Raw genomic sequence first — 13191 nt, forward strand, 5'->3', positions numbered from 1 at the left:
TCAAATGAGGCCTCATACGGCTTTAAAATACAAAACGCCCGATGAAGTACATCGAGCGTTTTAGTTAAAAAGTGTCAACCCATATCAGGACGGGTCATGCGTTTAAGCTGTTATACCTAATGCTGATTACGATTCTTTCGAGTCGGATTTCGGTGGCTCTTGAGCTTCTGGCTCTTTATCCTGCTTCTCCAGCTCGTTATCTTCTTCATCGTCATCGCGGCTTTCGATTACGCCGTGCATTTCTTTCCAGCTTTCCCAGCGTTGGTAAGCCAGCTCCTGCATGTCAGTGCTTTTATCTGCTTCGTCGATGATCTCCTCGCCTACGAGGTGTTCAAAAATATCTTCCAACGTTACCAAACCTAGCACGGTACCGTATTCATCAACAACAAGTGCCAGCTGTAAGCGATGAGTCATCATCTGGTCGAATACTTTAGGTAAAGTGGTATTGTTTAGCACCACTTGAATTGGGCGCATGATTGCTCCCAACTGTTTCTGTCCACTACCTGATTGTTGTAGTTTGAACAACTCAAGGCGATGCACAAAACCAATGATGTTATCTTTCTGCTCGCTGTAAACCAATGGGCGTGAGAAAGGCGTATCTTTGTGTTTTTCTAGGAACTCATTGATGGTCATTGTGGCATCGACACGGAATACTACTGGTCGTGGCGTCATAACCTGCGTTACGGGTACATCTTGGATGCCAAGCAAGTTGCTTAAGATTTTTGATTCACCCTCGGCAAACTCACCGCTTTCACGTGCCAGAATCGCCATTGCAGACAGCTCATCACGCATCTTTGGAGCTTCGTGGTTACGAGCAAGACGCTTGGTGATTTGCTCTGAGAACCAAACAAAGGGTGTAAGCGCCCATACCATCCAACGCAATGCGACCGCGGCAGTGGGTGCCAACTGACGCCAGTAGGTCGCGCCAATCGTCTTCGGTACGATTTCTGAAAGCACTAAGATCGCCAATGTCAGCACTGCCGAAAAGATACCTAATGCTTCGCTACCAAATACAACCGCAGCTTGTGCACCAGCAGTGGCCGCGCCGATAGTGTGAGCGATGGTGTTTAAAGTCAGAATAGATGCCAGTGGTCGGTCGATATCTGATTTCAGCTTAGCCAATTGCCCAGCTGCGGGATGCCCCTGTTGATTGAGCTGCGCAATGTAGCTCGGACTGATACTCAGCAGTACCGCCTCCAGCACCGAACAGATAAACGAAATGCCGATTGCAATAGAGATATAAATGGATAACAGCAGCATAGTTGCCCTTGAATGTAGTTTGATAGTGGTTATTTGCAGCTATTATAACCGCAAAAGTGACTTATAAATTGGTCCAAATACCTTGGAAAGCAAGGGTTTTCAGGGGGTATGTGGTAACAAATTGTGAGTTATTACTCATATTATGGCTAAAAGTACGTCAGAAAATCGAAAGATCGCTTACAAACCTTTGCCAGATGGGGCATTTATGTTTTAGAGTGAGACGAATTCGATAACCTATGAGAAGGGAAACCTAATGAACAAGACCCAATTAATCGACTTTATCGCAGAGAAAGCAGACCTATCAAAAGCACAAGCAAAAGCTGCTCTTGAAGCGACTCTTGATGGTGTAACTGGCGCACTTAAAGAGGGTGACCAAGTTCAACTAATTGGTTTTGGTACATTCAAAGTAAACCACCGCGCTGCACGTACTGGTCGTAACCCTAAGACTGGTGACGAGATTCAAATCGCAGCAGCTAACGTACCAGCATTCGTAGCAGGTAAAGCGCTGAAAGAATCAGTAAACTAAGTTAGAATGCACCGAGGTATCCTGCCTCGGTGCAATTTCATGAAAAAACATCTACTCACTTCACTTCTCCTATCTAGCCTTACCCTTTTTGGCTGTTCGTCGGTTGAAACTCCTAATTTAGAACAATTCACGCATTTTTCTGGTGGTAAAGTTGCGGGAGATGCTAGCAGCTTGTATTGGATGACAGAGAAACTCACTCGTGTGAGTACGGCGGCTGATTATGTGACTATGGGGGACAATGGTTGGTTCCAGAGTGATTATCGCTGGGATGAAGGTGAGTTGCGAGAGTTGATTCGAAAAGGCGAGCAAGTTGATACCAAACAAGAGTTGGTGCCTTTTCAAATCCACATCCGTTTCAATAAAGATGGCGAAGCGGTTTACCAAAAATATCGTGTTAACCGTAAAGTCTTACCACTTCAGCATGACCAATTAGAGCGCTACAAAGCAGAAGCGAATGACGTAGTGGCATCGGTTAAGGCGCAGTCTCGTAACAATCAGAGCCTTATTCAAGGTTATTGGAATGGTCAATCGTTTGAAACCTGCAAAGGTAAGGTGTTCTCGACACTCGAGTTTAATCAGACGTTGCCAAAATTTATTATCGAGCGTCTCTCATCGGTAGACAGTTATGTGGCTTTTGTCGGCAAGCAGTCACGAAACAAAGCAATGGTCGATGAACTGTTGATGCTCAATGACGATGACTTTGATTGTGTTTCTCGGCCAACGTTGATCTCTGAATAAACATTGCTTCGCATTCTGTCGAACAAGAACAATAAAAAAGGCGCTGAGTGCGCCTTTTGTTTTTTAGCCAACTCATGTTGTTTTTATTTTTCTTGCTCACGTGCAATTGCACGGTAGCCGATGTCGTTGCGATGGAACATGCCATCCCAACGGATCTGTTTTGCAAGCTCGTAAGCACGCTGCTGCGCTTCTGATACACTGTTGCCAAGTGCGGTTGCACAAAGAACACGACCACCGTTTGTCACGATGTCGCCATCTTTGTTATCTGTACCAGCATGGAAGACTTTTTCGCCTTCAATTTCAACTTGTGGCAGACCCGAAATTACGTCGCCTTTGTTGTATGCAGCTGGGTAACCACCGGCTGCTAACACGATACCAATCGATGCTCGTGGATCCCACTTCGATTCCGCTTGATCCAGTTTCTCGTCGATTGCCGCTAGGCACAGATCAACAAGATCCGATTCCATGCGCATCATGATAGGTTGTGTCTCAGGATCACCGAAGCGGCAGTTGTACTCGATTACTTTCGGAGTGCCGTCTTTGTCGATCATCAGACCCGCGTATAGGAAACCAGTGTAAGGGTTACCTTCAGAGGCCATGCCACGTACTGTTGGGTAAATCACTTCTTCCATGATGCGGTTGTGGATTTCTTGTGTCACCACTGGAGCTGGAGAGTATGCTCCCATGCCACCGGTGTTAGGACCCGTATCTTTGTCGCCTACGCGTTTGTGGTCTTGGCTGGTGGCCATTGGCAGAACGTTCTCACCATCCACCATCACGATGAAGCTTGCTTCTTCACCATCTAGGAACTCTTCGATAACGACACGACTACCAGCATCACCAAATGCGTTGCCTGCTAGCATGTCTTTGATTGCGTCCTCAGCTTCTTCTAGCGTCATTGCCACAATCACGCCTTTACCAGCTGCAAGGCCGTCGGCTTTCACCACGATCGGTGCACCTTGCTCACGCACGTAAGCCAGTGCAGGCTCGATTTCAGTGAAATTCGCGTAGGCACCCGTTGGAATTTGGTGACGAGCAAGGAAGTCTTTGGTAAACGCTTTAGAGCCTTCAAGTTGCGCTGCGGCTTGGGTAGGACCAAAGATTGGTAAGCCCGCTTCGCGGAACGCATCAACCACACCAATAACCAATGGTGCTTCTGGGCCAACGATAGTCAGTTCAATCGCCTTCTCTTTGGCGAAAGCAACAAGGCCAGTGATGTCTTCTACATCGATGTTTACGTTCTCTAGTTTTGGCTCTAGTGCTGTACCTGCGTTGCCTGGAGCAATGAAAATAGTCTCAACATTTGGGTTTTGCGCTGCTTTCCAGCCTAGCGCATGTTCACGACCGCCTGAACCAATGATTAAAACTCGCATATGAAAATCCTTAATCTTATAAATACCGTTTGCTCAAACTCAGATATTTCGCAAAGACCTGAGTATGGCCTCTCTAATTCAGTGGGACGAGGACAAGGCGACAAGTGAACTTATTCCTATGAGCATAGTATGCTATGTGATTAGGATAAGTGAACGCCGTCAACGCAGTTATCGTCCCAGTGAAGACGAGAGGATTAGTGGCGGAAGTGACGCATACCGGTAAAGATCATCGCCATGCCGTGTTCGTCTGCTGCTGCAATAACTTCGTCATCACGCATAGAACCACCTGGTTGGATAACACACTTGATGCCCGCTTCTGCAGCCGCGTCGATACCGTCACGGAATGGGAAGAATGCATCTGATGCCATTACACAACCTTCAACCTGTAGACCTTCGTCTGCAGCTTTGATGCCTGCGATTTTCGCAGAGTAAACGCGGCTCATTTGGCCAGCACCTACACCGATAGTCATGTCGCTTTTCGAGTAAACGATCGCGTTAGATTTCACGTATTTCGCTACTTTCCAGCAGAACAGTGCATCTTTTAGCTCTTCTTCTGTTGGCTGGCGCTTAGAAACCACTTTTAGGTCGTCTAGGCTTACCATGCCTTGGTCGCGGTCTTGAACCAGTAGACCGCCATTCACGCGTTTCACGTCAAAGCCAGTTGTCTTCGTTGTCCATTCGCCACACTCAAGTAGACGTACGTTCTTCTTCGCGGCAACCACTTCAATCGCTTCAGCAGAAACAGAAGGTGCGATGATCACTTCAACGAATTGACGCTCAACAATAGCGGTTGCTGTTTCAGCATCCAGTTCTTGGTTGAATGCAATGATGCCGCCGAATGCAGATGTTGGGTCAGTTTGGTAAGCACGGTTGTACGCTTCTAGGATGTCTTTACCTAGAGCAACACCGCATGGGTTTGCGTGTTTTACGATTACACATGCTGGCTCGTTGAACTCTTTCACACATTCAAGCGCTGCGTCCGTGTCTGCGATGTTGTTGTAAGAAAGGGCTTTACCTTGGATTTGGCGAGCAGTAGAAACGGATGCTTCTTGTTGGTTTGCTTCAACGTAGAATGCGGCTGCTTGGTGGCTGTTCTCACCGTAGCGCATGTCTTGCTTCTTCTCGAACTGTTGGTTGAACGTACGAGGGAATTTGCTCTCTTCATCACCGTCTTTGTTCTCACCGTAAGATGGAACCATAGTGCCGAAGTAGTTTGCGATCATGCCGTCGTAAGATGCTGTGTGCTCGAATGCTGCGATAGCTAGGTCGAAACGAGTTTCGAGAGTGAGAGATTTGTCGTTTGCGTCCATCTCTGTAATTACGCGGCCGTAATCACCTGCATTAACAACGATAGTCACGTCTTTGTGGTTTTTCGCTGCAGAACGAACCATTGTTGGGCCGCCGATATCGATGTTTTCAACAGCGTCGGCTAGTGTACAGCCTTCTTTGGCAACGGTTTCTGCGAATGGGTATAGGTTTACGACAACCATATCGATAGGGTTGATGCCGTGCTTTTCCATCACGTCATCATCTTGGCCACGACGACCAAGCACACCACCGTGAACTTTTGGGTGAAGCGTTTTAACGCGGCCGTCCATCATTTCTGGGAAACCAGTGTAGTCAGAGACTTCGGTTACGGCGATGCCTTGTTCGGCAAGTAGGCGAGCTGTACCACCAGTAGATAGGATATCGACACCGCGCTCAGCAAGAGCTTGCGCAAACTCAACAATACCTGTTTTGTCTGATACGCTGATAAGCGCACGGCGAATAGGACGAGCGTTATTCATGCTTCCATTTTCCTCAAATTCACGGAGTTAAAGATGTTTGCCAAAAATGAACTTGTTTTTACCTCTTGGGGTAAAATATTGGCCAGTTTTGGTAAAGACCTTTGCAGGGTGTTTTCTGATTAGAAAACAGTCTCCACATTTGATGGCGCGTATTCTAACCAATTTATTACAAAAAAGCTCGCGCAATCGTTTGGCATCTCAAAAATAATTGCAAAAAAGTCGTTCTTTAGCTTTAAAAGTAACGAGATAGTTAATAGGGAAAGTTATGTTTCAGATAGGTGAACTGGCAAAACGTTGTGGTGTGACTGCCGATACATTGCGTTTCTACGAGAAAAACGCGCTAATAAAACCCGCAGGGCGAAGCGAATCAGGCTACCGCTTGTATGATGAAGAGAATCAAAAGCAGGTGCACTTTATCCTCAAAGGTAAAGATCTTGGCTTGAGTCTGGATGAAATTAAAGACCTGTTAGAAATTAAGTTAGAAGCGACAGAACACAGCTGTGCAGAGGTAAAAGCCATTACTTCTGCTAAGTTAGAGCTGATTGATGGGAAAATTAACGAGCTGACGAAAATTCGCCGAGCTTTGAAGAAGATTAATGATGCTTGTTGTGGTCATACAGACGATGACGCCACACATTGCTCTATCCTTGCAGCACTTGAGTAGTCTCATTCTTGAATCACTTAACTTAAGTTTGCATTTTTGGCGACTTGCTTTTCTAGGTACACGCTGCTTTCCCACCTATAATCTTGCCTTTAGTTACTTGTAGGAATCGACCATTGTCTGATTCCTACCGTAACGCTGTCTGTAGATACGAGAGTTTTCATACATGGTTGGAGTCTATTTTCAAATCAATGACTGGGTTTTGAGCGTTGATGAAAATAAGCTGTATCGACAAGATAGGGAAGTTACTGTTGAGCCACGCTTAATTAATCTTTTGCACTTCTTAGCGGAGCATGCGAATGAGGTGTTCAACCGCGAGGAATTGATTCAGTACGTTTGGGCTGGAGCGATTGTGACCGATCAAGTGGTGACTCAATCCATCTTTGAGTTGCGTAAGCTACTACGTGACGGTCGAGAGGAAAATACCAACTACGTTATCACGGTGCCCAAGCGTGGCTATAAGCTGGTAGCGAACGTGGTTACTATGACGCATGAAGAGTTTGTCACAAGTCGGCAAAATGAAGAGATCCCACCTTCGGTTGAAGAATCGGAAGAGGATTGTCTACCTATAGCACCAGCCGTTACCTTTCCAGCAGGTCCTCTAACTCGCGCGGTCTGCGAGATGTCAAAAGAGAAAAAAGCCCCTCAGAGCAAAAACAAAATCAGTCCTTGGCGATTGGGAATTATGAACTTCATCTGGATCAGTATGTTGGTCGTAGTGATGGGCGTGTTTACCTACAAGCAATCGGAAGTGCGTATTACCCAAGCCATCGATACCCATCTGATTGAGTTCAAGTTTCAAGATAATTTTACGAATGAAGGATTAAGCTACGATTTGGCAGACGGATTCGCCCAAAAGTTGATGTCCGACATTGCTCAAGTCAGTGATTACCGAGTCATGCTAAAGAAGGCGTCGTTTACTTCTGGCATTGTGCCTGGTAAATCGGTTGTGGTGAGAGTTCGTGAGAATGACGGTGGCAGCTTTTTAGAGGTGGAATATCGCAATAACTCATCTGAGAAAGTGTTGTTTAGTCGTCAATACGCGTTAACCAGTAGTCATTTAAAGACAGTGCTTCAACAAGCGTCGTTGGATTTGATGCAAGTGCTGAAAGTGTCGGATGCCAAATTGAAATCTACGATGCTGGTGGCGGGAATGCCAATGAATCCCGACGCGTTGGAGTTGTTTGTTCAGGCTAACCATTACCTTAATGTCTCTGATACTAAACAATTCCGCCAAGGTATCGACTTGATGGAAAACATTTTAGAAATCGAGCCGGATAATGCTTACGTTCAAGCTGAGTTGTTGATTGCTTACCATGTACAAAAGGCACTTGATTTCTCACAGGAGTTGAAGAAAGGGCGAATGCAGCAGCTCAGTGAAGCACTAGAGACTAATGTGAAAATGATGGTGGGGCCAATTCAACCGCGAATTTATGAAGCTTTAGCACTGCACGAAACCATCATTGGTGACATGGCGTTAGCCAAGCGGCATCTCGGACAGGCATTGAGGTTACGTGATTCAGTGCTTTCCTATGTGATTCGCGGTAAGCACGCCGAATTGGATGGTGATCTGGATTTAGCCAGTGAGTCTTACAGTGAAGCTTTCTATATTGATACGTCGGTTGAGACGTACCTGCTGTGCGAAAACTTGGTCTTCCCAAGTAACATGAAGGCGATTGATTACGCCATGTATCGCGCCGTTCACCCTTCTGTCGTTCGAATGCTTTAATTCTCTCGGACTCAACGTCAGCCTAATGCTAGCCCCTCATTTCGATGAGGGGCTTTTTTGTCGCTGTCGAAAAGTGAAAAGGGTGGGGCGGTGGGGCAATGACTTACGAAGGAGCTAACAACGCAAGCTTGCAACGGGAATACATACCCGCTTTGCTTCTCTATCTCTATCTCTATCTCTATCTCTATCTCTATCTCTATCTCTATCTCTATCTCTATCTCTATTGATTGTATGAAGTGTCTGGATTAGTTATGTGGCGAGAATGATTTTGGTGCCTTCTTGCATGCGAGATGAATATTGACTTGGGTCAAGAAGCGCGATCAGGGAGAGATTTATGGAATCAACACTTCAGGGAATTAACCCTTCGGGATGGGGAAGTTGATAGAGGTTGATAACTTTTATCGCGATGACCAACGAGTTGATGAGAGTTTATCTATCGGTAGAAGGTTTGATGTTTTTCTTGTAACTGTATGAATAATATAGTTTTATGTTTTTGTGTTTATCATGTTTATCTCAACTTGATGTTGATGAACTAATCATTTTATTGATAACACCAAGTTTATTTTTTTCCCGATTTTTGGGCGTAGTCTTCACTTCGAAATTTAGCGAGGTCGAGAAGGTTCCTCCTCATAGCATCTCGCTAATAACCATTCAGTTTGAGTCATGTTGACTCGAGTAGAATAGATTTGGAGATGTTATGTCATCGAATGCGAAAAAAATCGGCCTTATTGCCTGTACGGGTGTCGTAGCCGGTAACATGATGGGTAGTGGTATTGCACTATTACCTTCTAGTCTTGCCTCTGTAGGCTCTGTTTCAATCTTCAGTTGGCTGATCTGTTTGGTCGGTGCACTGAGTCTGGCGTTCGTTTACGCTCGTCTGGCAACCAAAAACCCACAAGAAGGTGGTCCTATCGCTTATGCTGGCGAAGTGTCTCCGGTATTTGGTTTCCAAACGGGCGTTCTTTATTACCACGCGAACTGGATTGGTAACCTGGCTATTGCCATTACAGGTGTTTCTTACCTTTCAGTATTCTTCCCTGTGCTTAATAACCCAATTCCAGCAGGTATTGCGACGATTGCATCGGTATGGATCTTCACTTTCGTCAACCTACTTGGTGGTAGCTGGGTAAGCCGTCTATGTACGCTTGGTTTAGTTCTTATCCTTATCCCAGTTGTTGGTACAGCTGCATTTGGTTGGACGCACTTCGATACTGCGCTTTACAGCCAAAACTGGAACGTATCAGCAGGCACTGACAGCCACGCGGTAGTAACTGCGGTTCTTATCTGTCTATGGTCATTCGTAGGTGTGGAATCAGCAGCGGTATCTACTGGTATGGTAGAAAACCCTAAACGTACCGTACCACTAGCAACTATGTTGGGTACTGGTATCGCAGGTGTGATTTACATCCTATCAACTCAAATGATCAGCGGCATGTTCCCAGCGTCAGAAGTTGCGGCATCAGGTGCGCCATTTGCATTAGCAACCACTGAGCTATTCGGTAGCTGGACAGCACCATTCGTATCAGCATTCACAGCGCTAGCATGTTTCACTTCGCTAGGTTCTTGGATGATGCTAGTAGGTGAAGCAGGTAAACGTGCAGCAAACGACGGCAACTTCCCTAAAATCTACGGCGAAACTGACAAAAACGGTGTGCCTAAGAAAGGTCTAATCCTTGCGTCAATCAAGATGACTGCACTGATGGTTGTACTGATGTTCTTCAGCTCTAAAACAGCACACGCATCAGATCTGTTCAACCAACTAACGACTGACGCAGTTCTACTAACTATGCTGCCTTACTTCTACTCAAGCATTAACTTGATTCGCTTCGAAGGTATGACAACACGCAACGGCTTCGTAATGCTGTTCTCTGGTGTGGCTTGTCTGTTCTGCTTCATCGCACTAGCTGGTGCAGAGGGCGGTACGCTAACAGCAACCTTCATCGTGTCTCTAGTTATCTTGATGTTCTACAGCAAAAAAGCAGGTCTTGCTCAGTACGTGAAAATGCACGCTGACGACATGCCTGCCCAAGCAAGCAACTAATCCCCAAAACGCTGGCACTACGGTGCCAGCCCATAAAACCCAAATTCACGCGGCGCTCACCTTACTCATTGCCTGTAAATGGCAAAGAGCGCCCTCATTCGCCTTGGAGATGTCCAAATGAATATATTCGCTATCTTGAACCACATGGGTGTGTTCTTTAAAGAAGAGCCAGTTCGTCAACTTCACGCTGCTCTTGAGAAAGCGGGCTACGAAGTGGTTTACCCAGTAGATGATAAAGACTTGATCAAAATGATTGAGATGAACCCACGCATTTGCGGTGTGCTGTTCGACTGGGATAAATACTCACTTGAGCTATGTGAACGTATCAGCCAAATCAACGAAAAACTGCCTGTTCACGCATTTGCTAACGAACAGTCTACTCTAGACATTTCACTAACAGACCTACGTCTAAACGTGAGCTTCTTCGAGTACGCTTTAGGTATGGCTGACGACATCGCTATCAAAATCAACCAAGCGACTGAGGCATACAAAGATGCCATCATGCCTCCATTCACTAAAGCGTTATTCAAATACGTAGAAGAAGGTAAATACACCTTCTGTACTCCAGGTCACATGGGCGGTACTGCATTCCAGAAAAGCCCTGCTGGTAGCATCTTCTACGATTTTTACGGTCCAAACACATTTAAAGCGGACGTATCAATCTCAATGCCTGAGTTAGGTTCTCTACTAGACCATTCAGGTCCACATAAAGATGCAGAAGAATACATCGCACGCACATTCAATGCAGACAGCTCGTACATCGTAACTAACGGTACGTCTACATCGAACAAAATCGTTGGTATGTACTCAGCACCTGCGGGCAGCACAGTACTGATTGACCGTAACTGTCACAAGTCTCTGACTCACCTAATGATGATGAGCGACGTGACACCAATCTACTTCCGCCCAACTCGTAACGCATACGGCATCCTTGGTGGTATTCCACAAAGCGAATTCAGCCGAGATGTCATTGCTGAGAAAGTGGCGAAAACACCAGGTGCAACAGCACCAACTTACGCAGTAGTGACTAACTCAACTTACGATGGTCTGTTGTACAACACACAATTCATCAAAGAATCGCTAGACTGTAAACACATCCACTTCGACAGTGCTTGGGTGCCTTACACTAACTTCAACCCAATTTACGAAGGTAAATGTGGTATGAGTGGTGAAGCGATGCCAGGCAAAGTGTTCTACGAGACACAATCAACACACAAACTGTTGGCAGCGTTCTCACAAGCTTCAATGATTCACGTGAAAGGTGACTTTGATAAAGAGTCTTTCAACGAAGCATTCATGATGCACACTTCAACTTCACCTCAGTACGGCATTGTTGCTTCTACTGAAACTGCAGCGGCAATGATGCGCGGCAACACTGGTAAGAAGTTAATGCAAGACTCTATCGATCGCGCAATCCGCTTCCGTAAAGAGATCAAACGCCTAGAAGCAGAAAGTGACAGCTGGTTCTTCGATGTATGGCAACCAGAAAACATCGATACCACAGAATGTTGGAAACTAGACCCTAGCGATACATGGCACGGCTTCAAGAACATGGATGACAACCACATGTATCTTGACCCAATCAAAGTAACGCTACTGACTCCGGGGATGAATAAAGAAGGCGAACTAGAAGAATCAGGTATTCCTGCTTCGCTGGTGGCTAAATTCCTAGACGAGCGCGGCATCGTGGTTGAGAAAACAGGCCCATACAACTTGTTGTTCCTATTCTCAATCGGTATCGACAAATCAAAAGCAATGCAATTACTACGCGGTCTGACTGAATTTAAACGTGGCTACGACTTGAACCTAACCATCAAGAGCTTCCTTCCTTCGCTATATAACGAAGATCCAAGCTTCTATGAAGGCATGCGCGTTCAAGAATTGGCACAAGCAATTCATGACCTAACTAAGAAATACAACCTACCAGAACTAATGTACAAAGCGTTCGATGTACTTCCAGAAATGAAAGTAACACCACACGCAGCATGGCAAGAAGAGCTTCGCGGTAACGTAGAAGAAATCAAACTGGAAGAAATGGTTGGCCGCGTAAGTGCGAACATGATCCTTCCTTACCCTCCAGGTGTGCCACTAGTACTTCCTGGTGAAATGGTGACTCAAGAGTCTCGCCCAGTGCTGGACTTCCTAGAGATGCTTTGTGAGATCGGTGCGCATTACCCAGGTTTCGAAACCGACATCCACGGCCTGTACCAACAAAAAGATGGTAGCTACACCGTAAAAGTATTGAAGAACTAAGTTCCTCTCGAAGATGACGCCATTGGGAATGCAAGCATGCTCCACTCTTACGAGCTCAATGTGTCATCGAACAACCACGACATTTAGATATACCCCTAGCTAATCTGTCGTAAAAGAGAAGGGCAAGGATGCTCTGATCTTTTCTTCTATATAGAAGAAGTAATTTCCAAGACTTCACCTGAAGTACCCCAAGTAAAAAGCAAAGACCAAAGAGCAGTTCGTTATCGTTCTGCTCTTTTTTTCGTCTTTATATAGATAGAAAAAGAAAAAAGAATCAAGAGAGATAAGATCAGCAATCAAAATCACAAAGAAATCGGCGATCTTTTAATGCAGAAGTCAGGTGTTTCATCATGAAAAGATCCTCTGAAACCCGAAATATTAGACAAGATCGTTGAGTATTTATGCAGAATGCTCGTTATTTGTGCGGTTGAAAGTTTTTTTGCAAAAAACGCTTGTGCTAATTTCTCAACCCCCTATACTGCGCATCCACCGACACGGAGTGAGACGAAAGTCACACAGCGAGTCGGGAAGAGAGAAAAAAGAATTTGAAAAAAATGCTTGACTCTCTCACGGTGTGAAGTAAGATACGCACCCCTAACAACGAGTAACTAAGTTGCTGAAAATGTTAGAAAAGCTCTTTAAAAATAAGAACCTATCAATCTGTGTGGGCACTCGTTGATGATAATCCAATTAGAAGCTTCGGCTTCAAATTAGGTTTCAATGATACGAAGTGACCATTGAATCGAAAGATTCAGCACAGTCAATTCAAACATTACTTATGTAATGTTCAGTATTCATTGAGCCGACAAAATCTTAAATTGAA

Annotated in this window: 9 protein-coding genes; 6 read left to right on the forward strand and 3 right to left on the reverse strand. The window is 45.4% G+C overall.

Annotated features, from left to right (window positions below):
* Positions 1–126: 126 nt before the first annotated feature.
* Positions 127–1260: a hemolysin family protein gene (locus IQP38_RS14280; RefSeq protein ID WP_017635548.1), complete on the reverse strand. Its 1134-nt coding sequence runs from the start codon at positions 1258–1260 to the stop codon at positions 127–129.
* A gap of 253 nt (positions 1261–1513) precedes the next feature.
* On the opposite strand from IQP38_RS14280, the gene hupA reads away from it, so the two are divergent.
* Together hupA and IQP38_RS14290 are read left to right on the forward strand one after the other, a co-directional pair.
* Entirely contained in the window at positions 1514–1786 is a 273-nt protein-coding gene (gene hupA / locus IQP38_RS14285; protein WP_005382524.1) for a nucleoid-associated protein HU-alpha, read from the forward strand.
* Between the two features lie 39 nt (positions 1787–1825).
* Positions 1826–2524, forward strand: a complete 699-nt coding sequence (locus IQP38_RS14290; protein WP_017635549.1) for a DUF1481 domain-containing protein — start codon at positions 1826–1828, stop codon at positions 2522–2524.
* Between the two features lie 83 nt (positions 2525–2607).
* On the opposite strand, the gene purD is transcribed toward IQP38_RS14290, so the two are convergent.
* Positions 2608–3897 carry a phosphoribosylamine--glycine ligase gene (gene purD, locus IQP38_RS14295; protein ID WP_017635550.1) on the reverse strand — a complete coding sequence of 430 codons (1290 nt, stop codon included), beginning with the start codon at positions 3895–3897 and terminating at the stop codon, positions 2608–2610.
* Positions 3898–4091: 194 nt separating this feature from the next.
* Entirely contained in the window at positions 4092–5684 is a 1593-nt protein-coding gene (purH, locus tag IQP38_RS14300) for a bifunctional phosphoribosylaminoimidazolecarboxamide formyltransferase/IMP cyclohydrolase (protein ID WP_017635551.1), read from the reverse strand.
* A gap of 265 nt (positions 5685–5949) precedes the next feature.
* Between purH and zntR the strand changes: the two genes are divergently transcribed.
* From zntR to IQP38_RS14320, 4 genes are all read left to right on the forward strand, one after another.
* Positions 5950–6348 (forward strand): Zn(2+)-responsive transcriptional regulator, encoded by a 399-nt coding sequence (gene zntR / locus IQP38_RS14305; RefSeq protein ID WP_005382529.1) that lies wholly within the window; start codon positions 5950–5952, stop codon positions 6346–6348.
* Positions 6349–6511: 163 nt separating this feature from the next.
* Entirely contained in the window at positions 6512–8074 is a 1563-nt protein-coding gene (gene cadC / locus IQP38_RS14310; RefSeq protein ID WP_005382530.1) for a lysine decarboxylation/transport transcriptional activator CadC, read from the forward strand.
* A gap of 697 nt (positions 8075–8771) precedes the next feature.
* Complete coding sequence (cadB, locus tag IQP38_RS14315; protein WP_005434864.1) at positions 8772–10115, forward strand: cadaverine/lysine antiporter; 1344 nt, start codon at positions 8772–8774, stop codon at positions 10113–10115.
* A gap of 117 nt (positions 10116–10232) precedes the next feature.
* Positions 10233–12368, forward strand: a complete 2136-nt coding sequence (locus IQP38_RS14320) for a lysine decarboxylase CadA (protein ID WP_005451159.1) — start codon at positions 10233–10235, stop codon at positions 12366–12368.
* Positions 12369–13191 lie beyond the last annotated feature (823 nt).

The sequence above is a fragment of the Vibrio sp. OPT41 genome (assembly GCF_015163595.1).
Classification (GTDB): domain Bacteria; phylum Pseudomonadota; class Gammaproteobacteria; order Enterobacterales; family Vibrionaceae; genus Vibrio; species Vibrio alginolyticus.

Excerpts from the sequence above, each read along its gene's own strand:
- IQP38_RS14280 (WP_017635548.1), bottom strand. The coding sequence starts at position 1,260 with ATGCTGCTGTTATCCATTTATATCTCTATTGCAATCGGCATTTCGTTT.
- hupA (WP_005382524.1), top strand. The coding sequence starts at position 1,514 with ATGAACAAGACCCAATTAATCGACTTTATCGCAGAGAAAGCAGACCTA.
- IQP38_RS14290 (WP_017635549.1), top strand. The coding sequence starts at position 1,826 with ATGAAAAAACATCTACTCACTTCACTTCTCCTATCTAGCCTTACCCTT.
- purD (WP_017635550.1), bottom strand. The coding sequence starts at position 3,897 with ATGCGAGTTTTAATCATTGGTTCAGGCGGTCGTGAACATGCGCTAGGC.
- purH (WP_017635551.1), bottom strand. The coding sequence starts at position 5,684 with ATGAATAACGCTCGTCCTATTCGCCGTGCGCTTATCAGCGTATCAGAC.
- zntR (WP_005382529.1), top strand. The coding sequence starts at position 5,950 with ATGTTTCAGATAGGTGAACTGGCAAAACGTTGTGGTGTGACTGCCGAT.
- cadC (WP_005382530.1), top strand. The coding sequence starts at position 6,512 with ATGGTTGGAGTCTATTTTCAAATCAATGACTGGGTTTTGAGCGTTGAT.
- cadB (WP_005434864.1), top strand. The coding sequence starts at position 8,772 with ATGTCATCGAATGCGAAAAAAATCGGCCTTATTGCCTGTACGGGTGTC.
- IQP38_RS14320 (WP_005451159.1), top strand. The coding sequence starts at position 10,233 with ATGAATATATTCGCTATCTTGAACCACATGGGTGTGTTCTTTAAAGAA.